Raw genomic sequence first — 26350 nt, 5'->3', positions numbered from 1 at the left:
AATCCCGGGCGTTGGCGTGTACGAGGGGCAATGGTTCAGAGACTGCCGCCGTTCGCTTCGCTCGTGGCGTACTGCGCGTCGGCGCGCGCCGCGTAGAGCGTTCCCGGCGGCGGCTGGCGGGTGAAGTAGGTGTTGACGCCGTCCAGCACCGCGCGCGCCAGGTTGCGCTGGTGGGCGGGGTCGATGAGACGGCGCTCCTCGTCCGGGTTGGAGATGAAGGCCGTTTCGACCAGCATCGCCGGCATGTCGGAGGTGCGCAGCACGGCGAAGTTCGCGCGCTCGATGTTCGGCTTGTGGTTGGAACCCACGCGCTTGAGGCCATCCAGCACGTGCCCGGCGGCGTCTTCGGACGCCTTCATGTGGCCGCTCTGGGTGAGATCGAGCAGCACGGAGGCCAGCGTGTTGTTGGTCTGCTCCAGGCGCACGCCACCAATGAGGTCGGAGGCGTTTTCCTTGTCGGCCAGCCAACGCGCACGCTGCGACGACGCGCCCTTCAACGAGAGCACGTAGACGGACGAGCCCTTGGCGGAGCGGTTCTCGGCCGCGTCGGCGTGGATCGAGATGAACATGTCCGCCTTGGCCTGGCGCGCCAGCTGGGCGCGACGCGGCAGCGGGATGAACACGTCGGTATCGCGCGTCAGGTAGGCCTTCAGGCCCGGCGTGCCGTTGATCTGGCGTGCGAGTTCGCGGGCGATTGCCAGGGTCACGTCCTTCTCGCGCTTGCCCGACGGCCCGAGTGCACCGGGGTCCTGGCCGCCATGACCGGCGTCGATGGCGATGACGAGCGGGCGCATGCCGCGGCCGCGCATCACGTCCTTCATGGTCTTGACCGGGGCCTGCGTGGTCGCGGGATCGGCGGCGGAGGCCGTGGCGGCGCCCGGCACGGGGGTCGGGACGCCTGTGGCGATGCGGGTGGGAACGCCGGTCGCGATGGTCGTGGCGACGGGCGCATTGGCGGTCGCCGACCCCGCCGACGCCTGCGGTATCGCCGCCGACGGCACCACCGGCGTGACCGTCGGCATCGCCGAAGGCGGCGCTGCGGTGGTCGCCACGGTGGATGGAGCCGACGTACCGCCATCGTTGCGCGCAACGATCTCGGTGATCAGACGGGTGGTCGCGGCCGAGGATGCGGCCGGATCGAATTTGCTTGGCTCGCCTGCGGCAGGCGCTGCCGGAGCGGCGCCAGTCGCGGGCGCGGTCGCGGAAACAGTTGCCGCCGGTGCAGGCGCGGTGGCAGCCACCGCCGCAGAGGGGGCGCCATCACCCGGCCACTCCAGCACCAGTCGCGGTCCGTTGCCGCCCTGCTCGATGCGCGGCTTGAGGACGGCGACCGGCTGGGCCAGATCGAACACGATGCGTGCGGTGCCCGGCGTCGGCTCGCCGGTGCGGACGGACTTGACCACACCGGTGGCGCTCGGCATGCGGAAGCCGCGCGCCAATGCCGAGGCCGGCAGGTCGATGACGAGCCGGTCCGGTCCCTTGAGGTTGATGACCTTGAAGTCGGCGGCGCGGTCGAGCGCGATTTCGGCGCGCGTGCCGGTGGCGCCTTCGCTCAACTCCAAGCCTTTGATTTCACTGGCGTGAGCCAGATTCCAGGCGAGTGCCGCGAGCAGCGCGAGGCCGAGCAGACACTTCTGGACGGTGGCGGCCTTGACACGCATGAGCGGTAGTCAAGCACCGGCAAATCAAATTTGCAAGCACTTTTTCCTTACGAATCCGGGACCTGCTGGCGTTTCCTTCAAACCCGTTCAGGAGTCGGCCGCAACTCCGTGCCCGACGGAGACCCGCCCGACCCACGCCTCCCCGGTTCCGGACCCCGCGCGCAGCCGGGCAACCCGCCCGGGACCGCGCATCGCCAGTTCGACCGTAAGGTCCGGCGACGGCAGCGCGCCGACGCCCCGCTCCGGCCATTCGACCAACCACAGCCGCACTTCCGCGCCGTCCAGGCCAAGGAATTCCAGCTCGCCCGGATCGGCGATTCGATACAGGTCCAGATGCCAGGCCTCGCCGCCGTCGGCCAACGGATAGCGCTCGACCAGCGTGTAGGTCGGGCTGCGAATCGCGCCCTGCACGCCGAGCGCGCGCAGCAGTGCGCGCGCAAGCGTCGACTTGCCGGCACCGAGATCGCCGTGCAGATGCACCACGGCCTGCGCGGGACGCGTGATCGCCAGACGCGCACCGAGCGCGTCGGTGGCATCGGCATCGGGCAACCACACTTCGGTCATCGCATCGGCTCCGGGACGTACGGTTCTTGATTGGCGAAATGACGCAACCACGGCATCAGATCGCTGGGCAGCAAGCCGCGCTCGCCGCCGTCATGCGCGGCGGCGTCACCGGCCACCGAATGCAGCAAGGCACCGCAACTGGCCGCATCGAACGCGTCGTTGCCTTGCGCACGCAAGGCCGCGATCACGCCGCTCAGCACATCCCCCATGCCGCCCACCGCCATGCCGGGATTGCCCGCGGCGATCACGCGCGGCGCTTCGTGCGCGGACATGACGATGGTGCCTGCGCCCTTGAGCACAACCACGCACGCATACCGCTCGCACAACGCGCGTGCGGCGGCGAAGCGATCGCGCTGCACGTCGGCGGTACTCACGCCGAGCAGTCGCGCCGCTTCGCCGGGATGCGGCGTGATGACCGCATCGGCAGGCAATGCGAAGGGTTTGGTTGCCAGCAGATTCAACGCATCCGCATCCAGAAGCAGCGCTTTTCCGCTGGCGATCGCGCGTTCGTACAGCGGCGGCCCCCAGTCGTCACGCCCCAGCCCCGGCCCCAGCGCGATCGCATCGGCGCGCTCCAATGCGGCGTGGAAAGCGTAGGTGTCGCCGACTTCGTGCACCATCGCTTCGGGCACGCGCGCGAGCAATGGCGCGATGTGTCGCTCGCGCGTGGCGACTTCCACCAGCCCCGCGCCACTGCGCAGCGCTGCTTGCGCGCACAGCATGATCGCGCCGCCGCTGCCGTGGTCGCCGCCGATGCACAGCACGCGCCCGTTGCGACCCTTGTGCGTGTCGCGCGGACGCGGTGCGAGCCAACGCGGAAGATCCGTCGCGGACAGGCGCTCGGCGGCGTGCGCGATTCCTTCGAAATCCGCGGCTTCCAAGCCGAGGGATGCAAGCGACAGCGCGCCCGCGTGATCGAGCGCGCTGCCGGTGCGAAGGCCGGCCTTGCCCGCCATGAATTCGAGCGTCCGCGTCGCGATCACGGCGTCGCCGGGCACGCAGCCGCGATCGGAGTCCACACCACTGGGCACATCGAGCGCGAACACCGGAGCATGCGCGCCGTTGATCGCCGCGATCAGCGCCTGCGTCGACGCGTCGGGCGCACGCGAGAATCCGATGCCGAACACGGCATCGACGATCACCTCGGCGCGCGGCAGAGCTTGTTCGAAGTCAATGACGACTCCGCCGACTGCGGCATAGTCGTCGGCCGCGCGACGGGCCAGTTCGCCGCGTGGCGCGTGCTCGCGCAGGCGCACGACCCGGACTTCGCGCCCGGATTCATGGGCGTGGCGCGCCAACACATAGCCATCGCCACCGTTGTTGCCCGGCCCGCAGGCCACCACGATCCGCTGCGTTTGCGGCCAGTGCGCGAGCAGATCGCGCCATGCGGCCTGGCCGGCACGGCGCATCAGCTCGAAGGCGTCGCCCAGGCGCTGCGCGGCGTGCGTCTCGAGTTGGCGCAGCGCGGCCGCATCGTAGAGCGGATGAACGAAGGGGGCGGCAGCGTGGGCCATCGCGCGATTCTATACTTGGCGCGCCGTGAAACCCGTCGAATCGCCGCCGCTCCCTCCGACCACCGCGCCCGACCTCGAGGCGCTGGCCGACCGCGTGCGCGAACTCGCGCGCGAGTTGGGCTTCCAGCGCTGCGGCATCACCGGCATCGAGCTTGGCGAGGACGAGGCCCACCTGCGCGACTGGCTTGCGCAGGGGCTGTACGGCTCGATGGACTGGATGGCGCGCCACGGCGAACTGCGCGCGCGCCCGCACGAACTGCATCCGGGCACGGTGCGCGTGATCTCCGTCGGCCTGGACTACGGCCGCGACAGCGACGAAGCCTGGGCCACGCTGGACGACAGCGAGCGCGGCTACGTGGCGCGTTACGCACTCGGCCGCGACTATCACAAGCTGATGCGCCAGCGTCTGCAACGATTGGCCGACCGCATCGCCGACGTCGTGGGGCCGTTCGGCCATCGCGTGTTCGTCGACTCCGCGCCGGTGCTGGAGCGCGCGCTTGCGCGCAACGCAGGGCTGGGCTGGATCGGCAAGCACACCTGCCTGATCGACAAGGACGGCGGTTCGTTTTTCTTCCTGGGCGAGATCTACGTCGACCTGCCGCTGCCGATCGACACGCCCGCCAGCGCGCATTGCGGCACCTGCCGGCGCTGCATCGACATCTGCCCGACGCAGGCGATCGTCGCGCCGTACCGACTGGATGCGCGGCGCTGCATCGCGTATCTCACCATCGAGCACGAAGGCGCGATTCCGGAAGAACTGCGCGCCCCGATCGGCAACCGCATCTTCGGCTGCGACGATTGCCAGCTGATCTGTCCCTGGAACAAGTTCGCGCAACGCACGGACGAACCCGATTTCCGTGTCCGAAACAATCTGGACAAGGCCACGCTGGTGGAGCTGTTCGCGTGGAGCGAGGATGAATTCATGCAGCGCACCGAGGGTTCCGCTATTCGTCGCAGCGGCCATGAGCGCTGGTTGCGCAACATCGCCGTCGCGCTGGGGAATGCGCCATCGACGCCGGAGGTGATCGATGCACTGCGCGCAAGGCGCGAAACGTCCAGCCCCGTCCTGCGCGAGCACATCGAATGGGCGCTGCGAAGGCATGGGGCTGGCTGAGGAAGACGCAGCGACGGGATGGCGTGCCGCCATGCGGTAGCGGGAACGGGACCGCCTTCGCAGAAGGTCGAGTGTGTGCCAGAACTGCTGTCATCCCGGCGAAGGCCGGGATCCAGGTTGTCACGCTGTCTGACACCTCACGTCATTCCAGCGGAAGCTGGAATCCATCTTGTTGGTGATGTTCACAGGTAATCGGGAAGGCGTGAAACGTCCCTGGAGAGTACCGCCATACGGCGGCCCAAAAGCCCCGCGTTCGCGGGAATGACGGTGAGGCGGTTTGCCGCAAACGGAGTGCCCGTACGCTGCGGGCCTGGGTCCCGGCCTTCGCCGGGATGACGGTATTTGCGGTGGTTGCGGTGATGGCGGGCCGGCAGCGTGAGCGCTGCGCAGCGAACGCTACACGTCCCCGCGCAAACGCCCCAGCAACTCGCGCGTCACCGGATCATCCGCACCCGCCTGCCCTTCCAGTGCCGGCAACAGACGGCTGGCGACCTGCTTGCCCAGCTCGACACCGAACTGGTCGAACGCATTGATCCCCCACACCAGCGACTGCAGGTAGACGCTGTGTTCGTACAGCGCGAGCAGCGCGCCGAAAGAGAACGGCGTCAGCGCGTCGAGCAGGATCGTCGTGGTCGGCCGCCCACCGGCGTAGTTCCGGTGCGGGTCGTCGCTGTGCTGGCCGTTGGCGAACGCCTCGGTCTGCGCGAGCAGGTTGGCGTGCAGCGCGCGATGGTTCTGCGGATACGGCGCATCGGCACGAACCACGCCGATGAAGTCCGCCGGCACGATCGAGGTGCCCTGGTGCAGCGCCTGGAAGAAGCTGTGCTGCGTGTCGGTGCCTGCACCGCCCCACCACACCGGCACGGTTTCGACGCCGACCGGCGTGCCGTCGGTGCGCACCGACTTGCCCAGGCTTTCCATGACCAGCTGCTGCAGGTAGTTCGACAGCAACTTCAGGCGTTCGTCGTACGGCAACACCGCCTGCGTCGAATACCCCAGGCCGTTTCGGTTCCACACGCTGGTCAAGGCGTGCCACGCGGCGAGGTTGCGTTCCAATGGCGCGCGCAGGACGTGCGCGTCCATCTCGGCCGCGCCCGCCAGCATCTGCTCGAACGCGTCCATGCCGATCGCCAGCGCGATCGGGAAACCCACCGCCGACCATAGCGAATAACGTCCGCCGACCCAGTCCCACATCGGCAGGATGCGCTCGGGCGGGATCGAGAACGCCTGCGCGGCGCGTTCGACGTTCGCCGAGACGGCGTACAGGCGCTCGGTACCGCCCAGCCAGTCGCGCAGGATCGTGCCGTTGAGCAGCGTCTCCTGCGTGCCGAACGTCTTGGAGATCAGCACCGCGGCAGTGCGCGCGGGATCGAGTCCGGCGAGCACGCGCTGTGCGGCATGGCCGTCGACGTTGGAGAGGAAATGCACGCGGAAGCGCCCCGGCGCCGGCCCGCTCAGGGCGTCGACCGCCAGGCGCGGTCCGAGGTCCGAACCGCCGATGCCGACGCTGACGATGTCGGTGACGTCAGTGGCCGCCAGCGCGTCGATCAGCGTGCGCATGCGCTTGCGCGCGTCCAGCGCCTGCGCGTGCGCGGCCTTCGCGACGGGCGCGTCGGACAGATCACTGCGCAGCGCGGTGTGCAGCACCGAGCGGCCTTCGGTCAGGTTGATCTTCTCGCCGTCGAACAGCGCCTTCACGCGCGCCGGCGCATCGACCGACTGCGCGAGGGCGAACAGCGCCTGCAGTGCTTCGCGGTCGTAATGCTGGCGCGCGAAATTCGCGTAGATCGGGCCGACGCGCAGGGCGAAATCCTGCGCGCGTGCCGAGTCGTCGGCGATGAGGGTCTTCAGCGGTTGCTGGAGGGCACGCCCGGCCTGGGCGCGAAGTTGGCTCAGACGGGCGTCGGCACTCATGTCCGGATCAGGCGGCCTGGGCCGGCATGGACCGGTTGGTGTGCGTGAGCGCGTTGTCGCGGTCGACGTAGACCAGCGTGGGCTTGTACTTGGCGGCTTCGGCCTCGTCGCACACGCCATAGGCGCAGATGATGACCAGGTCGCCCGGCTGCGCGCAGTGCGCGGCGGCGCCGTTCACCGAGATCACGCCGCTGCCCTCTTCGCCGCGGATGGCGTAGGTGACGAAACGGTGGCCGTTGTTTACGTTGTAGATGTGGATCTGCTCGTACTCGCGGATGCCGGAGATGTCGAGCAGGCGGCCGTCGATGGCGCACGAGCCTTCGTAGTGAAGCTCGGCGTGGGTCACCGTGGCACGGTGGATCTTGGCCTTGAGGACGTTCAGTTGCATGGTGTTCGGCTCCGACCGCGGGCGCGGGCGTGTGGACGCAATTGGGGAAAGTCTAGCAGCGCATGGCGCGGTGCAACATCACCCCGCCTTCGCCATTGTCGACGGCCATGGAACGGTTAAGCCCGCCCATGGCGGCGGCGTTCAGGCGGTAAATTCGAGGTTGTCGATCAGCCGCGTACGGCCCAGGCGGGCGGCGATCAGGGCGACCCACGGTCCGGCCTCGCCGTCGGCGGGCACGGTCAGGTCGGGGCGACGGACCACGGCGTAATCCGGGACGAACCCTTCGGACACGAGGCCTCCGTGCGCGGCGGCTTCCACCGTTTCGCGCGGCTGCCCGGCCCGCACGGCGTCGGCCATGGCGGACAGGCAGCGGTGGATTCCGGCGGCCTGCGCGCGCTCGTCGGCCGACAGGTACTGGTTGCGCGAACTCATCGCCAGGCCGTTGGCCTCGCGGACGATCTGCGCGCCGACGATCTCGATGGGGAACGCCAGGTCGCGGACCATGTAGCGCACCACGGCCAACTGCTGGTAATCCTTGCGCCCGAACACCGCCACATCCGGCTGCACCTGGTTGAACAGCCGCGAGACCACCGTGGCGACGCCGTCGAAGTGGCCCGGACGGTGCGCGCCTTCGAGCGTCTGCGTCACCTGCGGCACCTGCACGCGCACGGTGGCCTCCACCCCGTAGGGGTACATCGCTTCCACCGTGGGCAGCCACATCGCGTCGCAGCCCGCGGCCTCCAGGCCGCGCGCGTCGGCGTCGGGTGTGCGCGGGTACTGGGCGAAATCCTCGTTCGGTCCGAACTGCGTCGGATTGACGAAGACACTGGCGACCACCCGATCGGCATGCTCGCGCGCGAGCTTCACCAGCGAGAAATGCCCGTCGTGCAGGTTGCCCATCGTCGGCACGAAGGCGACACGCAGGCCGTCGCGTTTCCAGCCGCGGACGCGTTCGCGCAGGCGGGCCAGGTCGGTGAAGGTTTCGATCATGGTGTGAGCGTGGGGATCAGACGCGGAAAGCAGAGGGAGGCAGGTATACGCCGGACGAACCGAGCACGGGCTCGGAAGCGGCCCGCAGGCGCTTAGGCGTAGGAGTGTTCGGCGTCCGGGAAGGAACCGTCGCGCACCGCCTGGGCGTAGGCGGCGAAGGCACCGGCCACCGAACCGCCTTCGACCAGGAAATCCTTCACGAAGCGCGGGCGGCGGTGACCGGAGTGCACGCCCAGCATGTCGTGCAGCACCAGCACCTGCCCGTCGCATTGCGGGCCGGCGCCGATGCCGATGGTCGGGATGTGCAGGTCGGTGGTGATCGCGGCGGCGACCGGCGTCGGCACGCATTCCAGCACCAGCAGGCTGGCGCCGGCGTCCTGCACGGCGCGAGCGTCTTCGCGCAGGCGTCGAGCGGCGAGTTCGTCACGACCCTGCACCTTGTAGCCGCCCAGGCGCAGCACCGACTGCGGGGTCAGGCCGAGGTGGGCGCAGACCGGAATCTCGCGATCGACCAGAAAGCGGATGACCTCGAGCTTGTGGCCCGCGCCCTCCAGCTTGACCATCGCCGCGCCGGCCTGGAGGAATGCGATCGAAGCTTCCAGCGCCCGTTCCGGTGTGGCGTCCGCACCGAACGGCAGGTCGGCGACCAGCAGTGCCTTGTCCAAGCCGCGCGCGACGCACGTCGTGTGATAGGCGATGTCGGCCACGGCCACGGGCAGCGTGCTGTCCTGGCCCTGCACCACCATGCCGAGCGAATCGCCCACCAGCACCAGGTCGACACCGGCGCTGTCCATCGTGCGAGCGAAACCTGCGTCGTAGCAGGTCAGCATCACCAGCTTGCGGCCGTCGCGCTTGGCATCTGCCAGCGCGGGCACGGTCCAGGGCTTCTCGTTCGGAGTTCCGCTGTACATGGGGTCTGAGTTGGCGCCGGCCGAGGAGGCTCAGGCGGGATCGTGGGGGTCCGCATACGTTACCCCCTGCACCTGCGCCGGTGCCATCCCGGCCAGTGCCTGCGCGGCCGTTCCAACGCCGGGAATGCGGGCGTCGGGCGAAATTTCCGCAAGCGGCACCAGCACGAAGGCGCGCTCGTGCAGGCGCGGATGCGGCACGTGCAGGCCCGGCTCGTCGATGCGCTGTTCGCCGTAGAGCAGCAGGTCGAGGTCCAGCGTGCGCGGCCCCCAGCGGTCGCTGCCATCGGCGAGGCGATGGCGGCCGGCATGGCGCTCGATGTCGAGCAGGTCGGCCAGCAGTTGCTGCGGCGCGCGCGAGGTGCGCAGCATGGCCACCGCGTTGATGAAATCCGGCTGCTCGGTAACGCCCCACGCGGCGGTCCGGTACAGCCGGGAGGCGCGCACCAGTTGCGTTCCCGGCAGCGCATCCAGCGCGCGCAACGCAGCCCGCAACGTCGCGATGCTGTCGCCCAGGTTGCTGCCCAGGCCAATGAAGGCGACCGGGCGGTCGTCGGTTTCGCTCATTCGCCGCCGTTGACGGGCTTGCGACGACGGCGACGGCGCTTGCGCGGTGCATCGCCCTCCTCGCCCGGTTCCACCTCGTGATGCGCGTGCGCCTCCACGGCCAGCGCCTCACCCGGATGAAGCTGCGCTTCGCGCCAGAACGCCACGTCGTCGGCGTGTTCGTCGGACGCGGCCAGGCGCAGGTTGAGGAAGTCGAACGCTGCCCGGAAGCGCGGATGCGAAAGCAGTCGGAACACCCGCTTGCGCTGGCGCTGCGAGAAGCGCGACTGCAGCAGCCAGATCTCCTGCATCGGCAGCGAGAAACGGCGCGGCAGCGCGATCGTCTCCAACTGGTGCACGGTCACGCGATCGGCAGCGCGACGCTGCGCTTCGGCCGCGTGCACACCCTGCGCCTGCAGCTGCGCCAGGGCACGGCAGTACGCCGGCCACAGCAGCAGCGCGAACAGGAACGCAGGCGATACCGGCTCGTCATTGGCGACGCGCGCGTCCGTGCCGCTCAGGCCTTCCAGCAGCATGCGACGCAGCGCACCGGTGCGGTTGGACTTCAGCGCGGCCGCGGTCTCGGGCAGCAGTGCGGGCAACAGGCCATGGCGTTCCAGGCCGATGAAGCTCTTCACCGCGTGGCCGGACAGGAACAGCTTCAGGCACTCCTCGAACAGGCGCGCCGGCGCTGCTTCGCGCAGCAACGGCGCGAGCTCCGGGATCGGCACCGCGGTGGCTGCTTCGATCTCGAAGTCGAGCTTCGCCGCCAGGCGCACCGCGCGCAGCATGCGCACCGGATCTTCGCGGTAGCGCGTATGCGGATCGCCGATCAGCCGCATCAGGCGATCGCGCACGTCCTGGTAGCCGCCGGTGTAGTCGCGCACCGAGAAGTCCTCGATCGCGTAATACAGCGCATTGGCGGTGAAGTCGCGACGGACCGCGTCGTCCTCGATCGTGCCGTACACGTTGTCGCGCAGGACGCGGCCGCCCTCGTGCAACTCGCGGTCGCCGCTGCCGTCGTCGCTGTTGGCGCGGAAGGTCGCGACCTCGATGATCTCGCGGCCGTAAACCACATGCGCCAGGCGAAAGCGGCGGCCGATCAGGCGGCAGTTGCGGAACAGCCCCTTGACCTCTTCCGGCGTCGCGTTGGTGGCGACGTCGAAGTCCTTGGGGTGGCCGCCGATGAGAAGGTCGCGCACCGCGCCGCCCACCAGATAGGCGTCGAAACCGCCCTCCCGCAGCCGGTAGAGCACGCGCAGGGCGTTGGGACTGATGTCACGCCGCGAGACGTTGTGCTGGTCGCGCGGGATGATCTGCAGATGGGTTTGGATGTTGGCTTGCATCAGGCGGGCTTGCCGCGGGTCCTTTGAAAGATGGTCGTTGCCTGGGGCTACGGCGGCGCATATACTAGCAAGCCGCGTTGTGTTGAGAGCCTCCGCGGGGTTCACCGCTCCATCCGCTCCCATCGTCTAGAGGCCTAGGACACCGCCCTCTCAAGGCAGTAACACGGGTTCGAATCCCGTTGGGAGTACCAATTCCGAAGCCCGCGCAGCGATGCGCGGGCTTTTTCGTTGCGGCCCCGGCGATCAGCCAAACCCCGGATTGGGACCTGCGGCGGCGAATCGTTAAACTACCTCCCGCGCCACTGCTCACGCGCGCCTTTCCCACGGAAATTCCCGCCATGCCCTTCGTCGTCACCGAGAACTGCATCAAGTGCAAGTACACCGACTGCGTGGAGGTGTGCCCGGTCGACTGCTTCCACGAGGGCCCGAATTTCCTGGTGATCGATCCGGACGAGTGCATCGACTGCACGCTGTGCGAACCGGAGTGCCCGATCAATGCCATCTACCCCGAGGACGACGTGCCGGCCGGCCAGGAAGGCTATGTCGCGCTCAACGCCGAGCTGTCGAAGGCCTGGCCGGTGATCACCACGCGCAAGGACCCGCTGCCGGACGCGAAGGAGTGGGAAGGCAAGCCGGGGAAGCTGGATCTGCTGGAGCGCTGAGCCCGTTTCCCGCGAGAGCGGTTGAGCCGCGCGGATGCTGTCTGGCTGACGCACAAAAAAACGGGCGCCCACGGCGCCCGTTTTTTGTGCTGCCGCGGCGTCGACGCTTACTGCGCGCCCAGCGCCGTGCGCAGCGTGTCGACCAGCTTCTTCGGCGCATCGCCGGTGGCCGGCAGGCCGCGCGGGTCGACGGCCGAAACGTAGGAGCCCGCACCTGCACCGGCCACGCGCACGAGGAAGTTGCTGCCCTCGTAGCCCACGTCGTAAACGCCCAGCGCTTCGGCGCGGCTGGTGATGTTGACGCCCTCCACCGCCGCCAGCGCCTCGCCGACCTGGGCGTAGGCCTCTTCGCGGGCGATCGGCAGCGTGAAGCCGCCGGAGGCCTGGCCGGTGCTGATCGCCTTGGCGGCGGCTGCGGACGGTACGTTCACCGCAGTGTCGGTGCGCGGCTGGTCCAGGTCCGGCGGGACTTCCAGCGGACGCGTTTCCGGGCTCTGGGCGTAGAGGTCGCTGCCCTTGCGGAACCAGCTGCAACCGGAGCCGACCACGATTCCGGCCAGCAACAGGCCGGCCACGGCGGCACGGGTCATCGAAACATTGGGACGCATGTAAGTCTCCTGCAGAGGTTCAGGCCACGAGCGATTCGCGGCATTCCAGTTCGAGTTCGGCCACCAGCGCGGCGATCGCCGTCGCGGTGTCCGTGTGTGCGGCCGAGAGCGACAGCAGCGGCAGACGCAGCCCGTGGCCGATGCCCCTTCCCGCCAGCAGTGCCTTGACCGGGATCGGGTTGGGCTCGACGCCGAGGAAATCGTAGGCCGGTTGCAGACGCGCATCGAGTGCCAGCGCCGCGTCGCGCTTGCCGGCGCGGGACAGGTCGGCCAGGCGACGAAACGCGCGCGGCACGACGTTGGACGCGACCGAGATCACACCGTCGGCGCCGGCGAACATCGCACGGCACGCCGTCGGATCGTCGCCGCTGAGCACGGCGAAGCCGTTGTCCTTGAGCGCCAGCAGCGCGGCCATGCGGTCGGGTTCGCTGCGCGCTTCCTTGATGCCGACGATGCGCGGATGCGGCGCGAGTTCGGCCACGGTTTCCGGCAGCAGGTCGCCGCCGGTGCGACCGGGCACGTTGTAGAGCACGAGCGGCAGTGCGCCGTCGTCGGCGATGGCGCGGTAGTGCGCGATCAGGCCGGCCTGGGTCGGGCGCACATAGGGAGGCGTCACGACCAGCGCGGCGTCGGCGCCCAGGCGCGCAACGCGGCGGGTCAGTTCGATGGTCTTGGCGGTGTTCGACAGGCCGGTGCCGGCCAGCACCGGCACGCGGCCGGCCACGCGTTCCACCGCCGTGCGCAGCAGCGTGTCGTATTCGGCGTCGAATAAGGCCGCCGCCTCGCCGGTCGATCCGGCCACCACGAGGCCCTGCGTGCCCGACTCCAGTTGCTCGTCGAGCAGTCGGTTCCAGGCGTCGAGGTCGAGTTCGCCGGACGCGGTGAAAGGCGTCGCCAGCGCGGTGATGCTGCCGGTAAGTCGCAAGGTCTTCAGGGTCCGAGGCCGCGTTTGCTTCTAGGTCCGTGCGATTTCGCACGGGTCGTTGGGCCGGGCCGTCGACCTGCGTCGTCGACTCGGGGCGTTCGAGCGGTGTCGAGCGCGCGCTCAGCGCCTTGCGATGTTACTTGCGGCCCGAAAGCGCGGGCAAGTATGCTCCTCGGCAAGCACGGGCCCCTCACGGGCCACCATTCAGTATCGCAGCTCACGCTCCCGACGCAGGCGCCGCCTTGACCGATTCCGCTTCCCGGCCGTCGCCGAACGAAAACCACCTCCTGATCAACGCCTACACGACGCATCCGGAGTCGCCGCTGCTTTCGGTGACGCGCCGGATCGCCGATTCGGGCTGCAATCTGGTGGACGCGCGCCTGGCCACGGTCGGTCGCGACGTGTCGGTGACCGCGCTGGCGGTGGGTTCCTGGGACTCGGTCGCCAAGCTGGAGGCCATGCTGACCCGCCTGGAGCGGGAAGAAGGCCTGAAGCTGGTGTGGTACCGGACCGGCGCCAAGCAGGCGCAGTCCAACCTGCTGCCGTACGTGGTCGAAGTGGTCGCGGCCGACAAGGCGGGCATCCTGTTCCAGCTGGCCGATTTCTTCGACCGCCAGGGCATCACCATCGAAAGCCTGCATTCCTCGCGCTACCGCGCCATGCAGACGGGCGCGGAGATGTTCTCGGCGCAGATCACCATCGGCGTGCCGTCGAGCATGCACATCGCGGCGCTGCGCGACGACTTCCTGGAGTTCTGCGACCACCTCAACCTCGACGCGATCATGGACCCCATGAAGTTCTGATTGCGAAACGCGCGCGAACGCGGCAAGTTGGTACCCGCAGCGGGCCAGCGCAGGAGCGATGAAGAAGTACGATGCTCGACACCGGCGACCGAATTCCCAAGACCGTTTCCGCCCTGCCCCTGGCGCTGTCCAGCGGTGAAACCGCCTCGCTCAAGGATTTCACCGGCCAGTGGCTGGTCCTGTACTTCTACCCGAAGGACAGCACGCCCGGCTGCACCACCGAGGGCATCGACTTCAACGCCCTGCTGCCGAAGTTCAAGAAGGCCGGCGCCACCGTGCTGGGCGTCTCGCGCGACTCGATCAAATCGCACCAGAACTTCTGCGCCAAGCAGGGCTTCAAGTTCGACCTGGTCAGCGACGGCGACGAAGCGCTGTGCAACGCCTTCGGCGTGATCAAGCCCAAGAAGCTCTACGGCCGCGAGTACGTCGGCGTGGAGCGCAGCACCGTCCTGATCGACCCCAAGGGCGTCATCGCCCAGTCATGGCGCCCGGTCAAGGTGCCCGGCCATGCCCAGGCCGTACTCGACGCGCTCAAGGAACACGCAACGCAGTGACCCCCTCCGCCTGCCCTTCGCGCCGCCGTCCCGCCCCGCGGGCCACGGCGGCGTCGCCGTGCGCGCGCGGTCCGCGTCTTGCATGTGCCGCAGTCAGGTTTCCGAACGCACAACGCAGTAAATCGTTCCATCAGCCACCGTTCTCCACGCTGTCTCACTCGCTCCGGAGTGTTCGATGACCAGAAGCAAGCGGATCTACGTGCTCGACACCAACGTCCTCATGCACGACCCGACCGCGCTGTTCAAATTCGAGGAGCACGATGTCTTCCTGCCGATGCAGGTCATCGAGGAACTCGACAACGCCAAGAAAGGCAACTCCGAAGCCAGCCGCAACGCCCGCCAGGTCAGCCGGTTCCTCAATGAGCTGATCGAAGCGCAGGGCAGCGACAAGATCTCCACCGGCATCCCGCTCAGCCGCCCGCAGGGCCTGCAGCTGCGCGGCGAGCAGAGCATCGGCCGGCTGCGTTTCCAGACGCGCGATTTCGACTCCGGCAAGCGCTTCGGCGCGGTGATCCCGGACAACCACATCCTGGGTTCGATCCTGGCGCTGAAGGAAAGCGAGCCGGGCGTGCCGGTGGTGTTCATCTCCAAGGACATCAACCTGCGCATCAAGGCGTCCATCGCCGGCATCGCATCGGAGGACTACGAGAACGACCGCGCGCTGGACGACTTCAGCCTGCTGTACACCGGCGCGACCGCGCTGCCGGAAGACTTCTGGCAGCGCTACGGCAAGGACCTCAAGTCCTGGACCGAGAAGGGCCGCACGTTCTACGAAATCTCCCGTCGCGACGAAGACGACTTCCATCCCAACCAGTTCCTCTACCTGCCCGGCGACGAGGAATCCGAACTGAAGGTCGCGCGCGTCACCGACGAGAAGGCGGTGTTGCAGATCGTCGACGACTACCGCCACCACCAGCACGCGGTGTGGGGCATCGCCGCGCGCAACCGCGAGCAGAACTTCGCGCTCAACGCGCTGATGGATCCGGAGATCGATTTCGTCACCCTGCTCGGCACCGCCGGCACCGGCAAGACGCTGCTCGCGCTCGCCGCGGGCCTGGCGCAGACGATGGACCAGCAGCGTTACCGCGAAATCATCATGACCCGCGCGACGGTGAGCGTGGGCGAGGACATCGGCTTCCTGCCCGGCACCGAAGAGGAAAAGATGACGCCGTGGATGGGCGCGCTGACCGACAACCTGGAAGTGCTCACGCACAACCAGGACGGCGGCAGCTGGGGCCGTGCGGCGACCAACGACCTGCTCGCCAGCCGCATCAAGATCCGCTCGCTCAACTTCATGCGCGGCCGCACCTTCCTCAACCGCTGGCTGATCCTGGACGAAGCGCAGAACCTCACGCCCAAGCAGATGAAGACGCTGATCACCCGCGCCGGCCCGGGCACGAAGATCGTCTGCCTGGGCAACGTGGAGCAGATCGACACGCCGTACCTCACCGAGACCACCTCGGGCCTCACCTACGCCGTGGACCGCTTCAAGAACTGGGAGCACAGCGCGCACGTGACGCTGCGTCGCGGCGAGCGCTCGCGCCTGGCGGACTACGCCTCCGAAGTGCTCTGAACCACCGCGTCGAATAAGCCCCTCTCCCGCTCGCGGGAGGGGGGTTGGAGTGGGGAGCCTGGTTGCCGTCAGGCACAATGCAACGCATCCACTTCGAACGGGCTGCGTCGCTCCATGATCAAACGCCTTCCCGCCTGGGTCTGGCTCGGCGCCGCGACGCTCGCTTTGGTGGCGGGCATGGTGAATGTCGTGGGTTACCTGGGTTTCGAACACCAGGCCATCACCCACCTCACCGGCACGACGACCCTGCTCGGCGCATCGCTCGCACAGGGCGATACCCGCGCTTCATGGCATCTGCTGACCGTGGTGCTGTCGTTCGTCGGCGGCGCGGTGCTGAGCGGGCTCATCATCCAGGACAGCACGCTGCGATTGGGCCGCCGCTACGGCGTGGCACTGGCGATCGAGTCGGCGCTGCTCGTCGCCGCCGTGCCGCTGTTCGAACGCCAGCAGATCGCCGGTGCCGCGCTCGCGGCGATGGCCTGCGGCCTGCAGAACGCGATGACCGCCACCTACAGCGGAACGCTGGTACGCACCTCGCACCTCACCGGCATGTTCACCGACCTGGGCGTCTTCCTCGGCCACCGCCTGCGCGGCGTGCCGGCCGAACCACGCCGGCTGTGGCTGTGCCTGTCGATCATCGGCGGCTTCCTGCTCGGCGGCGTGGTCGGCGCGCTGCTGTTTCCGCACCTGGGCTACCGCGCCTTGTACGTGCCCGCCGCAATCACCGGCGTGACCGGAGTGGCGTACGTCGCCTATCGCCTGCACCGCGGTCCGGCAGGCACACTGTCGCCATGAATCCTGCTTCCCCGCCCATCTGCGCGCTGACCATCGCCGGCTCCGACTCCGGCGGCGGCGCCGGCATCCAGGCCGACCTGAAGACCTTCGCCGCGCACCGCGTGCACGGCCTGAGTGCGCTCGCCGCGCTCACCGCACAGCACACGCGCGGCGTGACCGCGGTGCACGTGCCCGATACCGCATTCCTGCGCGCGCAGATCGACGCCTGTTTCGACGACTTCACCATCGGCGCGGTGAAGCTGGGCATGCTCGCCAACGCCGACGTGATCCACGCCGTCGCCGATGCGCTGGAACACCACCGGCCGCCGCACGTCGTGCTCGATCCGGTGATGGTCTCCACCTCCGGCGCGCGGCTGCTGGAAACCAGCGCACTGGATGCCCTGCGCACGCGATTGATCCCACTGGCGACGCTGATCACGCCGAACCTGCCGGAAGCCGAACTGCTCGTCGGCCGCGACATCGGCACGGTCGATGCGATGCGCGAAGCCATCGACGCATTGCGCGGGCTCGGCGCACGCGCCGTGCTGCTCAAGGGCGGCCACCTGCCGGCCGCGGCCTCGCGCGAGGAAGTGGTCGATCTGTTCCGCGACGACAACGGCGCGCACGCCATCGCCCACGCGCGCCTGCAACTGGATGCGCACGGAACCGGCTGCACGCTCGCCTCCGCCGTGGCGGCCAACCTGTGCCTGGGCATGGGCCTGCGTGAGGCCAGCGTCGCCGCCACCGACTACGTGCACGCCGCGCTGCTTGGCGGCTATCGCCCAGGTCGCGGCGATGTGCTGGTGCTGGATCACTTCGGAGCTGCTCCCCGTGGATGACGCAACGCGAATGCAGTCCGTAAAGGCGCTCGACCTCGACGCCCAAAGCGCCGACGGCCATCGCTTCCAGCTGATCGCGCGCATTCCGTCCGCGCCTCACGCAAGTCTGCTGTGGTTGCCGGCGATGGGCATAGGCGCCAAGCACTACCTGCCCTTTGCCGAAGCCCTCGCGCGGCGCGGCGTCGCGGTTTTCCTGCATGAATGGCGCGGCGCGGGCTCCAGCAGCCTGCGCGCCGGGCGCGGCAGCGACTGGGGTTATCGCGAACTGCTCACCCTCGACATCCCCGCCAGCGAGGCACTCGTCGCACAGCACGCGCCCGACACACCGCGCATCCTGGGCGGCCACAGCCTCGGTGGGCAGCTTGCCTGCTGCCGCCTCGGCCTGTCGCCGGAGAGCGCGCAGCGGCTGTGGCTGGTCGGCAGTGGCGCCCCGTACTGGCGCGCCTTTCCGCTACGCACCGCGTGCTGGCTGCCGTTCGTGTATCGATTCCTGGCCTGGCTGGCGCAGTTCCACGGTGCCCTGCCCGGTCGCCGCATCGGCTTCGGAGGCCAGGAAGCGCGCGGCGTCATCCACGACTGGAGCCGCACCGGCCTGTCCGGCCGCTATGCGGCGCAAGGCGTCGATCTGGACCTGGAAGCGGCGATGGCCGCGCTCACGCTGGACGTGCGCGCCGTCGTGCTCGCACAGGACTGGCTCGGGCCGCCGTCCTCGCTGGACTTCCTGTTGTCCAAGCTGCGCCGCGCCAATGCGCGCATCGACGTGCTGAGCGCCTCCGCGCTGGGCGCGCGCGCCGATCACTACGCCTGGATGAAGCAGCCCGACGCCGTCGTCGAGGCACTGCTGGATCCCTCGCCCTGACCGTTCGTCCGGGCACGCGACCGACGTCGCCCCCGCCTTGCGTTAGCCCGGAATGAGGCCACCTTCCCTTGCCGAAGGGTCGGCGGCCGGAATCCGGCCGCGCGCCGGGCATACAAGCGGTTTCCGTCCCTCCACTGCCCGCAAGGGACGCTGGAAGGGGTAACGGAGCAACGGGGGGCTCGATCGCATGGGCGGATGGGTATCGAGGTTTCCGGCTGCATGGATCGTGGTGAAGCTGGTCCTGATCGGCATCTATCTGCTTGGCACCAACCGCCTGCTCGCCGAGCGCGTGGCCCACATCGGGCTGCAACCCGGCCTGGCGGTGTTCGCCGCGGTCTGGCTGTTGTGCATCGTCTCGATGCTGGTACTCGCGTTCCATGCGCGTGCGGTCACACGCCTCGTATGGAGCGCGATCTTCTTCCTCGGCAGCACCTTCACCCTCGCCCACGCGCTGATCGTCTCGCGGCATCTTGGTCTGCTCGAATTCGAACAACTGCTGGGCCTGATCGGCTTCGCCAGCAACCTGAAAGGCTTCCACGACACGCAGGTGCTGCAGGCCGTCGCGTGGTCGGCGCTGGGCGTGATCGCGATCAATCTGCCGCCGTGGCTGGCGCCGCCCAACTCCGCCTCGCTGCTGCGCTGGCCGCAGCGCAATCCGGGACTGCTCCAGTTCCTGCCGATCCTGGCGATCGGCGCGATCCTGTACCTGCGCGGTGGTGAAGGCTCCAACGGTTTTCCCGGCCAGTACAACACCGCGGCGTTCGCCGGCGTGCTCAGCGCTGAAAAGCTTCTGGCACCTCCCGCACCGGAGCGCGAGGACATCGCGCTGGCGCACCTGGGCCAACGCCCGTTCCGCCACATCGTGTTGGTGATGGACGAAAGCGTGCGCGGCGACTATGTCGATCTCAACGTCGAGGACGGCGTGGAAACGGGACTGCGTCCGTTGGGCCCGGCGCTGTTCAACTTCGGCGTCGCGGCCTCGTCGGCCAACTGCTCGTCCACCTCCAACGCCAGCGTGCGCTACGGCGTCACCCGCGACAGCTACCTCAAGGACCTGCAGATCAACCCATCGTTCTGGCGCTACGCATCCCGCGCCGGCTACCGCACGGTCTACATCGACGCACAGCGCAACGACGGCAAGTTGCAGAACTTCATGGACAAGCGCGAAGTGGGCGAGATCGACGAGTTCGTCCAGGTCGGCACCGCATACGCGCCGGACGCGAAGGACATCCAGGCCGGCCGCCTGCTCAACAGCGTGCTGCTGCGCGACCGCCCCAGCTTCACCTACGTCAACAAGATGGGTTGCCACTTCCCGTACGAGGGCAAGTATCCGACGGCGAACACGCTGTACTCGCCCACGATGCCGCGCACGTTCCTGTCGAAGGAAGCCGACGACGGCACGGGCTACCGCCTGGCCGAGAACGCCGAACAACGCTGGCGCCAGGTCAACAGCTACCGCAACTGCGTGGCCTGGAACACGCGCGGCTTCTTCCGCGAGGCGCTGGCGAACGTGGATCTGTCGGACACCTTGATCCTCTACACCGCCGACCACGGCCAGAACTTCCACGAAGACGGAAGCCCCGGCGAGCAGACGCACTGCACCCCCGGCCGCGCTTCGGCGGGCGAAGGCCGCGTGCCGATGGCGGCGATCACGCGCAATGCCGAACTCTCGCCGTTGCTGCGCGATGCCTCGCGGCGCAACCAGGACAAGACGACCCATTTCAACGTCTATCCCACGCTGCTGACGCTGATGGGCTATGGCCCCCCGTCGGCGCAGGCGAATTTCGAACCGGACCTCATGGCGACTTTGCCTGAAGACCGACGCGCATTCCTGTCCACTTACTTCGTGCGTTTCGGACGGGATCCGGTGTGGAATTCCATCGGCCGCCCCGCACAACTGCGCGACGGACTCCAGCAGGCCCTGGCCGACGACGATCGACGCCCCCTCGCGGGCGACACGGGCACGGCTGGCGCGGCGCCTTGAGCGCCGTCGTCGCACGTACCACGACACTTTGACGAACGGCTCCCCGCGAGCGCTTACGCGCAAGCGGAGCCGCACGCATCAATACGCATCGGCCACCCGCGCCGCCACGATCTTCGGCCTGCGAACCCGCATGACCGGCGTGCGGCGTACCGACGTGCGGTAGCCCTCCGGATTCATCGCCTGCCACCGCCACGCGTCCCGGCACATCGCGTCCACGTCGAACTCCGCGCGCCAGCCCAGCAGTTCCTGCGCCAGCGAGGGATCGGCGAAGACGGACGCCGCATCGCCGGGGCGGCGGTCGACGATCTCGTAGGGAATCCGCCGCCCGCTCGCCCGCTCGAACGCGTGCACCAGTTCCAGCACGCTCACGCCGCGGCCGGTGCCGAGGTTGACGGTCACACTGCGATCCTCGCGCACCATGTACTCCAGCGCGTCCACATGCGCGCGCGCCAGGTCCACGACGTGGATGTAGTCGCGCACGCCGGTGCCGTCCACGGTGGGGTAGTCGCCGCCGAACACGCGCAGTTTCTCGCGAACGCCCACGGCGACCTGGCAGATGTAGGGCATCAGGTTGGTCGGCTCGCCGCAGGGGTCCTCGCCGATGAGGCCGGAGGCGTGCGCGCCCACCGGATTGAAGTAGCGCAGGTTCGCCGCGCGGAAACCGGTGTCGGCAGTGCACAGGTCGCCGATGAGTTGCTCGGCCACCAGCTTGGTGCGTCCGTAGGGGTTCATCACCGACAGCGCCGCGTCTTCGCGAACCGGCACCTGGGCTGGCTCGCCATAGACCGTGGCCGATGAACTGAACACCAGCCGGCGCACGCCCGCCGCCTGCATCGTCTGCAGCAGGACGATGGTCCCGCTGATGTTGTTGTCGAAGTACTCCAGCGGGCGTCGGCAGGAATCGCCCACCGCCTTGAGTGCGGCGAAGTGCAGCACCGCGTCGAAACGGTACGTGGCGAACAGCACCGACAACGCCCCGCGATCGCGCAGGTCGACACGATGCACCGGGACCGGCATGCCGGCCAGGCGACGCAGGCGCGGCACCACGCGCGCGGAACTGTTCACGCCGCTGTCGGCGACGACCACCTGGTGGCCGCGTTCGGCCAGGCTCAGGCAGGTATGGCTGCCGATGTAGCCCGCGCCACCGCAGACGAGGATTCGCATGGACGGTCGATTCCGGAAAGGCCCTCACCGGGCAACGCGTGACGACCGCCCGGGCGACCGACACGCACGCGCCGCCGGTGTTTCGTGGCGGCTCCCCCGGACGACGCTGATCCGCCGTCCTGATACCTCCAACGCAAAGTGCGGCCCGCGCCGGGCAGGTCGGAATGGCGTGAAATCCGGCATGCGCCGGCATGCCCCCGGCACGAGCCCAATTGGCCGGATTTCCGCCGTCGCGCCGTTCGCTCAGGACGAATGCAAGGGGGTTGTCCGACATGCGCACGTTCCACTTCGTACTCGTCATTGCTTTGATGGTGTTCGTCTCCGCCTGCGCCTCGTCGGGGCGCTCGGCAAACTCGCCGCCTCCGGCGGAATCGGAAAATCTGGTCGACGCCTACCAGATCGGCATCGATGACATCGTCCAGGTGTCGGTGTGGCGCAACCCGGAACTGGGCATCACCGTGCCCGTCCGGCCCGACGGCAAGATTTCCGTGCCGCTCGTCGGCGACGTGTCGGCCGGCGGCCGCACGCCCAACGCCGTCGCCAAGGAGATCCAGGAGCGCCTGGCCGTCTTCGTCCGCGACCCGCAGGTGGCGGTGATCCTCACCGACCTGCGCAGCCATGAATACCTCTCCCGCGTGCGCGTGACCGGCGCCGTGCGCCAACCGATCTCCATCCCCTTCCGCCAGGGCATGACGGTGCTCGACGCCGTTCTCGCCGCGGGCGGAGTGACCGAGTTCGCCGCGCCCGCCAAGTCCGACCTCTACCGCAAGACCGGCGAAAGCACGCGCAGCTATGCCGTGCGGCTGGACCACATCCTGGAAGACGGCGACCTGACGACCAACTTCAAGGTCGCGCCGGGCGACGTCATCACCGTCCCGGAACGCACACTGTGAACGGGGCATCGATGGACCTGACGGTCCCGGAGACGCGCCCCTCCGCCGTCGCGGCGATGGTGCCGGTGGCCTTCGAGGAATGGCGCCGCCGCCCGGTGATGCTGGCGACGGTGTTCACCCTGATCGCGCTGGGTGCCCTGGTCTTCGGCCTGCTGCTGCCGAAGAAGTACAACTCGCAGACGACGATCCTGGTCGAGGAAAGCAACATCATCAAACCGCTGATGGAAGGCCGCGCCGTGCCGACCAGTGTGGTGAGCCGCGCCGCGATCACGCGCGAGGTCGCCTTCAGCCGCAAGACGATGGAAGAGATCCTCAAGACCGGTGGCTGGCTGGCGAAGAACCCCACGCCGCTGCAGAAGGATCAGATCATCGAGATGATCACCGGCCGCACGATCATCTCCAATCCGCGCGACAACCTCATCCGCGTGTCCTACACCGACACCGATGCGGCGCGCGCGCACGACGTCACCCAGCGCTTCGCCGAACTGATCATCCAGGAAAGCCTGGCGACCAAGGCGAACGAAAGCCGCGACGCCTACGACTTCATCGACTCCCAGGTGCGCGCGTACCACAAGAAACTCACCGACGCCGAGTCCAAGCTCGAGGCCTACCGCAAGTCCAATCCGGACGCGCGCCCGGGCATCGACGGCGACGTGAACTCGCGCATCGGCGAGCTGCGCCGCATGGCCGACACCTCGCGCATGGAGCTGATGGACCTGGAATCGCAGGGCAATGCGCTGCAGGGCCAGCTCAACGGCGAGAACGAAGTCAACGTGGTGCAGACGCGTTCGGGCCAGCTGCTGGCGCGCATGGCCGAACTGGAAGCCGAGCACGACAAGCTGATGATGAACTACACCGAACAGCATCCGGACGTGGTGCGCATCCAGCACCAGATCCGCGACCTGGAAGAAGAAGTCCGCAACGAAGACGCACGCGTGGCCGCGCGCAAGGCCGCCGGTCCCGGCAATTCGTCGGGGCAGGACATGGCCAGCAACGGCACCGCGCTTGGCGGCGTCGCCGGGTTCAACCCGCTGTACGGCGAACTCAAGAGCAAGCTCTCCGAGAACCGCCGCCAGGCCGCCGCGGTGACGTCGCGCATCAACACCAGCCAGGCCCTGCTCGATCAGGAACTGGCGCGCAGCCGCCACATCGCCGCTTCCGAGAGCACGCTCGCCGAGCTCTCGCGCGACTACGAAGTCAACCGCGATCTCTACCAGGACCTGCTCAAGCGCCGCGAGAACGCGCGCGTGTCGATGAGCCTGGACTCCGAGCAGCGCGGCCTGAGTTTCCGCGTGCAGGAACCCGCCAGCTTCCCGCTGCGCGGTGTCGGCCTGCGTCTGGTCCACGTCGCCAGCGCCGGCCTCGGCGCCGCCGCATTGGCGCCGTTGCTGCTGCTGTTCGGCTTCGTCCGCCTGGATCCGCGCGTGCGTTCGCCCTATCAGATCGAAACAGCGGCGGCGCTGCCGGTGCTGGGCTCCGTGCCGCGCTACCAGACCGCGCCTTCGCGCCGCCAGGGCACGCGCCGCTTCGTGATCGCCGCGATGATCTTCCTGGTGGTACCGCTCGTGTACGGCCTGACCCTCGCCCTGAAGATGGTGAACCTGCAATGAGCGCCGCCAATCCCGAACTCGCACCCGAACTCGCACCCGCGCAGGAAGACTCCGCCCACGAAGACGGCCGCGAACGCGACCTTCGCCCCACCATCTCGCGCACGGCGGGCGTTGCCCAGCTCACGCCGACGCAGCTGGAAGACCGCGCGATCATCCACCGCGGCGGCGTGTCGCGTCCGGAGGTCGATGCCTTCCGCGAACTGCGCACGCGCCTGCTTTCGGCGATGGAAGGCAGCTTCGTGGCCCTGGTCGCGCCGGTCAGTGCCGGCAGCGGCGGCAGCTTCGTCGCGCGCAACCTCGCCACCGCGATGGCCTTCGACGAAACCAAGAGCGCGTTGCTGGTCGATTGCGACCTGCGCCATCCCACGCAGGCGCGCACGATGAAGATCGAGACCGAGGCCGGCGGCCTGGTCGAGTACCTGGAAGATCCCGAAGGCGACCTGGGCGATGTCATCTACGAGACCGGCGTGAACGGCTTGCGCCTGATCCCGGCCGGCACGCCGCGCGAAATCGGTGCGGAGTACTTCTCCTCCGTGCGCATGCGCCTGCTGCTGGATTCGATCCGCAGCCGGCATCCGAACTGCTACGTGTTCCTGGACGGACCGCCGGTGCGGGGCACGCCGGACGCACGCATCCTGGCCGACATCGCCGACGTGGTGATCCTCGTCGCCGGCTACGGACGCGACACGGCCGCGTCGATCGCGCAGGCGGCGGCGAATTTCGATCCGGGCAAGTTCGCCGGCGTCGTCTTCAACGAAGGCGTTTGAGAGCCAGCTCAGGGGAGATTCAATGGCCAACGGAAGACTCCATGCGGTCGCGGGCTCGTCCCGTCGATCCGCGCTCTGCATCGCCCTGTTGGCCACGCTTCCGATGGGAGCGAAGGCGGCGCAGATCAACTATTCGATCGGCGGACGCGTCGAGCACAGCGACAACATCGCGCTGACGGAAACCAATCCGCAGGAAGAAAGCACGCTCGCCACCGACCTGGACTTCGACCTCACCCAGACCGGCCGCAACACGGCACTCACCGCGCGCGGCGGCCTGGAGTACCTCTACTACACCGGCGATCTCTTCGACGACGACCTGCGCGCCACGATGGTGGGCACCTTCAACTGGAACACGTGGCAGGACCGGCTGAAGTTCATCATCGAGGACTACGCGAACTACGAGCCGATCGACGTACTCGCCGCCGACGCGCCCAACAACCAGCAGCAGGTGAACGTGTTCGTCGCCGGTGCGCAGTTCAACCTGCGCCCGGGCGCGGCCACGCGCGTGCGGCTGGACCTTCGCTACAACAACTACTGGGCCGAGGAAACCGACGACTTCAACGGCGACCGCTACAACGCGGCCTTCACCCTGTGGCAGGAACCCAGCGCGACCACGCGCTTCGCCGTGACCGTGGAAGGCAGTGAGGTCAAGTACGACCAGGTCAGCCTCGACACGCTCGGCGCCGACTACCGCCGCCTGGACACCTACGTGACCTGGAACCGCAACCTGGCCAACATCAACGTCGAAGTACGCGCCGGCTATTCGTGGATCGAGCTGACCGACTTCGGCACCAAGGACGACGCGCCGCTGTTCCGCACCGTGTTCACCTGGCGCGCTACACCGCGCAGCACGCTGGACATGGGCCTGTACTACCAGTTCTCCGACGCCGCGCAGGAACTGATGATCAACTCCGGCGACCCGACGCTGGGCGGCACGCCGCTCACGCCGGTGGACACGCCCAGCGCGGATCCGACCGGCGTCACCATCGGACCGGACCTGTACCGCCAGCGTCGCATCGACATCGGCTACCGCTACAACGGCGAGCGCTTCAACGCCAGCGTTCGCCCGTACTACGAAGACAACGACTACATCGACCCCACCGCCGACAGCGAAGGCAACTACGGCATCGGCGTGGGCATGAGCTGGGCGATCCAGCCCTCGCTGTTCCTGACCGGCTCGATGTCCGCCGGCGTGCGCAGTTTCGACAGTTTCGACCGCGACGACGACGACTTCTCCGTCTACGTCGGCATCCTCAAGGTGCTGACCCGCCACTGGAGCTTCGCCTTCGATCTGCGCCACCAGGAACGCGACTCCAACACTCCCGAAGCGAGCTATGACGAGAATGCCGCCATCTTCAGCGTTCGCTATACCCGCTGAGCCGGCGGCCGC

25 protein-coding genes and 1 tRNA gene are annotated in these 26350 nt (G+C 68.3%); 14 read left to right on the top strand and 12 right to left on the bottom strand.

Annotated elements, in window-relative coordinates:
* Positions 1–35: 35 nt before the first annotated feature.
* The 3 genes from AAFF32_RS11110 to AAFF32_RS11100 form a co-directional block, all read right to left on the bottom strand.
* A complete protein-coding gene (locus tag AAFF32_RS11110) occupies positions 36–1661 on the bottom strand; it encodes an N-acetylmuramoyl-L-alanine amidase (protein ID WP_342315210.1) in 1626 nt (541 codons plus the stop codon).
* An 87-nt stretch (positions 1662–1748) separates the two neighbouring features.
* Entirely contained in the window at positions 1749–2225 is a 477-nt protein-coding gene (gene tsaE, locus AAFF32_RS11105; RefSeq protein ID WP_216958452.1) for a tRNA (adenosine(37)-N6)-threonylcarbamoyltransferase complex ATPase subunit type 1 TsaE, read from the bottom strand.
* Entirely contained in the window at positions 2222–3739 is a 1518-nt protein-coding gene (locus AAFF32_RS11100) for an NAD(P)H-hydrate dehydratase (RefSeq protein WP_342315209.1), read from the bottom strand. The genes tsaE and AAFF32_RS11100 overlap by 4 nt, the downstream gene beginning before the upstream one ends.
* 82 nt (positions 3740–3821) lie before the next feature.
* Here AAFF32_RS11100 and queG point away from each other — a divergent pair, with 82 nt between their 5' ends.
* Positions 3822–4853, top strand: coding sequence for a tRNA epoxyqueuosine(34) reductase QueG (queG, locus tag AAFF32_RS11095; RefSeq protein WP_216961736.1), 1032 nt, complete (start codon positions 3822–3824; stop codon positions 4851–4853).
* Between the two features lie 396 nt (positions 4854–5249).
* Here queG and pgi read toward each other — a convergent pair whose 3' ends face one another.
* The 6 genes from pgi to pcnB all read right to left on the bottom strand — a co-directional run bounded on the left by pgi (position 5250) and on the right by pcnB (position 10945).
* Positions 5250–6767 carry a glucose-6-phosphate isomerase gene (gene pgi, locus AAFF32_RS11090; RefSeq protein ID WP_216958456.1) on the bottom strand — a complete coding sequence of 506 codons (1518 nt, stop codon included), beginning with the start codon at positions 6765–6767 and terminating at the stop codon, positions 5250–5252.
* Positions 6768–6774: 7 nt separating this feature from the next.
* Positions 6775–7155, bottom strand: coding sequence for an aspartate 1-decarboxylase (gene panD / locus AAFF32_RS11085; protein ID WP_216958458.1), 381 nt, complete (start codon positions 7153–7155; stop codon positions 6775–6777).
* Between the two features lie 141 nt (positions 7156–7296).
* Positions 7297–8145: a pantoate--beta-alanine ligase gene (gene panC / locus AAFF32_RS11080; protein ID WP_216958460.1), complete on the bottom strand. Its 849-nt coding sequence runs from the start codon at positions 8143–8145 to the stop codon at positions 7297–7299.
* A gap of 92 nt (positions 8146–8237) precedes the next feature.
* Positions 8238–9056 carry a 3-methyl-2-oxobutanoate hydroxymethyltransferase gene (panB, locus tag AAFF32_RS11075; RefSeq protein WP_342315208.1) on the bottom strand — a complete coding sequence of 273 codons (819 nt, stop codon included), beginning with the start codon at positions 9054–9056 and terminating at the stop codon, positions 8238–8240.
* Between the two features lie 30 nt (positions 9057–9086).
* The gene (gene folK, locus AAFF32_RS11070; protein ID WP_342315207.1) at positions 9087–9620 is read right to left on the bottom strand and encodes a 2-amino-4-hydroxy-6-hydroxymethyldihydropteridine diphosphokinase; all 534 of its coding nucleotides are present in this window, start codon (positions 9618–9620) and stop codon (positions 9087–9089) included.
* Entirely contained in the window at positions 9617–10945 is a 1329-nt protein-coding gene (pcnB, locus tag AAFF32_RS11065) for a polynucleotide adenylyltransferase PcnB (protein WP_216958467.1), read from the bottom strand. Before pcnB ends, folK begins: the two co-directional genes overlap by 4 nt.
* A 115-nt stretch (positions 10946–11060) precedes the next feature.
* Here pcnB and AAFF32_RS11060 point away from each other — a divergent pair.
* Positions 11061–11136, top strand: a tRNA-Glu gene (locus AAFF32_RS11060).
* A gap of 147 nt (positions 11137–11283) precedes the next feature.
* On the top strand, positions 11284–11607 hold the full coding sequence (gene fdxA / locus AAFF32_RS11055; protein ID WP_115840725.1) for a ferredoxin FdxA: 324 nt from the start codon (positions 11284–11286) through the stop codon (positions 11605–11607).
* A gap of 107 nt (positions 11608–11714) precedes the next feature.
* Here the strand turns inward: fdxA and AAFF32_RS11050 are convergent, their stop codons facing one another.
* Positions 11715–12215 carry a hypothetical protein gene (locus tag AAFF32_RS11050; protein WP_342315206.1) on the bottom strand — a complete coding sequence of 167 codons (501 nt, stop codon included), beginning with the start codon at positions 12213–12215 and terminating at the stop codon, positions 11715–11717.
* Positions 12216–12234: 19 nt separating this feature from the next.
* The gene (gene dapA, locus AAFF32_RS11045) at positions 12235–13140 is read right to left on the bottom strand and encodes a 4-hydroxy-tetrahydrodipicolinate synthase (protein ID WP_216958470.1); all 906 of its coding nucleotides are present in this window, start codon (positions 13138–13140) and stop codon (positions 12235–12237) included.
* A gap of 242 nt (positions 13141–13382) precedes the next feature.
* Between dapA and AAFF32_RS11040 the strand changes: the two genes are divergently transcribed.
* The 7 genes from AAFF32_RS11040 (at position 13383) to AAFF32_RS11010 (ending at position 20526) form a co-directional block, all read left to right on the top strand.
* Positions 13383–13943, top strand: a complete 561-nt coding sequence (locus tag AAFF32_RS11040; protein ID WP_216958472.1) for a glycine cleavage system protein R — start codon at positions 13383–13385, stop codon at positions 13941–13943.
* A gap of 71 nt (positions 13944–14014) precedes the next feature.
* Positions 14015–14497 carry a peroxiredoxin gene (locus AAFF32_RS11035; protein ID WP_342315205.1) on the top strand — a complete coding sequence of 161 codons (483 nt, stop codon included), beginning with the start codon at positions 14015–14017 and terminating at the stop codon, positions 14495–14497.
* A gap of 175 nt (positions 14498–14672) precedes the next feature.
* The gene (locus AAFF32_RS11030) at positions 14673–16070 is read left to right on the top strand and encodes a PhoH family protein (protein ID WP_216958476.1); all 1398 of its coding nucleotides are present in this window, start codon (positions 14673–14675) and stop codon (positions 16068–16070) included.
* Positions 16071–16184: 114 nt separating this feature from the next.
* Complete coding sequence (locus AAFF32_RS11025; RefSeq protein WP_342315204.1) at positions 16185–16865, top strand: YoaK family protein; 681 nt, start codon at positions 16185–16187, stop codon at positions 16863–16865.
* Positions 16862–17683, top strand: coding sequence for a bifunctional hydroxymethylpyrimidine kinase/phosphomethylpyrimidine kinase (thiD, locus tag AAFF32_RS11020; RefSeq protein WP_342315203.1), 822 nt, complete (start codon positions 16862–16864; stop codon positions 17681–17683). Before AAFF32_RS11025 ends, thiD begins: the two co-directional genes overlap by 4 nt.
* Before the next feature lie 10 nt (positions 17684–17693).
* Positions 17694–18542: an alpha/beta fold hydrolase gene (locus AAFF32_RS11015; protein ID WP_216958481.1), complete on the top strand. Its 849-nt coding sequence runs from the start codon at positions 17694–17696 to the stop codon at positions 18540–18542.
* Between the two features lie 226 nt (positions 18543–18768).
* Complete coding sequence (locus AAFF32_RS11010) at positions 18769–20526, top strand: sulfatase-like hydrolase/transferase (protein ID WP_342315202.1); 1758 nt, start codon at positions 18769–18771, stop codon at positions 20524–20526.
* 78 nt (positions 20527–20604) lie between these two features.
* Here the strand turns inward: AAFF32_RS11010 and galE are convergent, their stop codons facing one another.
* The gene (gene galE, locus AAFF32_RS11005) at positions 20605–21690 is read right to left on the bottom strand and encodes a UDP-glucose 4-epimerase GalE (RefSeq protein WP_342315201.1); all 1086 of its coding nucleotides are present in this window, start codon (positions 21688–21690) and stop codon (positions 20605–20607) included.
* A 272-nt stretch (positions 21691–21962) separates the two neighbouring features.
* Here galE and AAFF32_RS11000 point away from each other — a divergent pair, with 272 nt between their 5' ends.
* From AAFF32_RS11000 to AAFF32_RS10985, 4 genes are all read left to right on the top strand, one after another.
* A complete protein-coding gene (locus AAFF32_RS11000; RefSeq protein WP_216958486.1) occupies positions 21963–22583 on the top strand; it encodes an XrtA/PEP-CTERM system exopolysaccharide export protein in 621 nt (206 codons plus the stop codon).
* An 11-nt stretch (positions 22584–22594) separates the two neighbouring features.
* Positions 22595–24193 (top strand): XrtA system polysaccharide chain length determinant, encoded by a 1599-nt coding sequence (locus AAFF32_RS10995; protein ID WP_216958488.1) that lies wholly within the window; start codon positions 22595–22597, stop codon positions 24191–24193.
* Positions 24190–24960 (top strand): CpsD/CapB family tyrosine-protein kinase, encoded by a 771-nt coding sequence (locus tag AAFF32_RS10990; protein WP_216958491.1) that lies wholly within the window; start codon positions 24190–24192, stop codon positions 24958–24960. The genes AAFF32_RS10995 and AAFF32_RS10990 overlap by 4 nt, the downstream gene beginning before the upstream one ends.
* A gap of 88 nt (positions 24961–25048) precedes the next feature.
* Positions 25049–26338, top strand: coding sequence for an outer membrane beta-barrel protein (locus AAFF32_RS10985; RefSeq protein WP_216958494.1), 1290 nt, complete (start codon positions 25049–25051; stop codon positions 26336–26338).
* Positions 26339–26350: the final 12 nt, after the last annotated feature.

The sequence above is a fragment of the Lysobacter sp. FW306-1B-D06B genome, assembly GCF_038446665.1.
In the GTDB taxonomy this organism is placed as follows: Bacteria; Pseudomonadota; Gammaproteobacteria; order Xanthomonadales; family Xanthomonadaceae; genus Lysobacter_J.
This window is presented reverse-complemented; position numbering and strand designations above follow the sequence as displayed.

Bases quoted from the DNA above. Each gene is read 5' to 3' on its own strand.
- AAFF32_RS11110 (WP_342315210.1), bottom strand. From the start codon at position 1,661: ATGCGTGTCAAGGCCGCCACCGTCCAGAAGTGTCTGCTCGGCCTCGCG.
- tsaE (WP_216958452.1), bottom strand. From the start codon at position 2,225: ATGACCGAAGTGTGGTTGCCCGATGCCGATGCCACCGACGCGCTCGGT.
- AAFF32_RS11100 (WP_342315209.1), bottom strand. From the start codon at position 3,739: ATGGCCCACGCTGCCGCCCCCTTCGTTCATCCGCTCTACGATGCGGCC.
- pgi (WP_216958456.1), bottom strand. From the start codon at position 6,767: ATGAGTGCCGACGCCCGTCTGAGCCAACTTCGCGCCCAGGCCGGGCGT.
- panD (WP_216958458.1), bottom strand. From the start codon at position 7,155: ATGCAACTGAACGTCCTCAAGGCCAAGATCCACCGTGCCACGGTGACC.
- panC (WP_216958460.1), bottom strand. From the start codon at position 8,145: ATGATCGAAACCTTCACCGACCTGGCCCGCCTGCGCGAACGCGTCCGC.
- panB (WP_342315208.1), bottom strand. From the start codon at position 9,056: ATGTACAGCGGAACTCCGAACGAGAAGCCCTGGACCGTGCCCGCGCTG.
- folK (WP_342315207.1), bottom strand. From the start codon at position 9,620: ATGAGCGAAACCGACGACCGCCCGGTCGCCTTCATTGGCCTGGGCAGC.
- pcnB (WP_216958467.1), bottom strand. From the start codon at position 10,945: ATGCAAGCCAACATCCAAACCCATCTGCAGATCATCCCGCGCGACCAG.
- fdxA (WP_115840725.1), top strand. From the start codon at position 11,284: ATGCCCTTCGTCGTCACCGAGAACTGCATCAAGTGCAAGTACACCGAC.
- AAFF32_RS11050 (WP_342315206.1), bottom strand. From the start codon at position 12,215: ATGCGTCCCAATGTTTCGATGACCCGTGCCGCCGTGGCCGGCCTGTTG.
- AAFF32_RS11035 (WP_342315205.1), top strand. From the start codon at position 14,015: ATGCTCGACACCGGCGACCGAATTCCCAAGACCGTTTCCGCCCTGCCC.
- AAFF32_RS11030 (WP_216958476.1), top strand. From the start codon at position 14,673: ATGACCAGAAGCAAGCGGATCTACGTGCTCGACACCAACGTCCTCATG.
- AAFF32_RS11025 (WP_342315204.1), top strand. From the start codon at position 16,185: ATGATCAAACGCCTTCCCGCCTGGGTCTGGCTCGGCGCCGCGACGCTC.
- thiD (WP_342315203.1), top strand. From the start codon at position 16,862: ATGAATCCTGCTTCCCCGCCCATCTGCGCGCTGACCATCGCCGGCTCC.
- AAFF32_RS11015 (WP_216958481.1), top strand. From the start codon at position 17,694: ATGCAGTCCGTAAAGGCGCTCGACCTCGACGCCCAAAGCGCCGACGGC.
- galE (WP_342315201.1), bottom strand. From the start codon at position 21,690: ATGCGAATCCTCGTCTGCGGTGGCGCGGGCTACATCGGCAGCCATACC.
- AAFF32_RS11000 (WP_216958486.1), top strand. From the start codon at position 21,963: ATGCGCACGTTCCACTTCGTACTCGTCATTGCTTTGATGGTGTTCGTC.
- AAFF32_RS10995 (WP_216958488.1), top strand. From the start codon at position 22,595: ATGGACCTGACGGTCCCGGAGACGCGCCCCTCCGCCGTCGCGGCGATG.
- AAFF32_RS10990 (WP_216958491.1), top strand. From the start codon at position 24,190: ATGAGCGCCGCCAATCCCGAACTCGCACCCGAACTCGCACCCGCGCAG.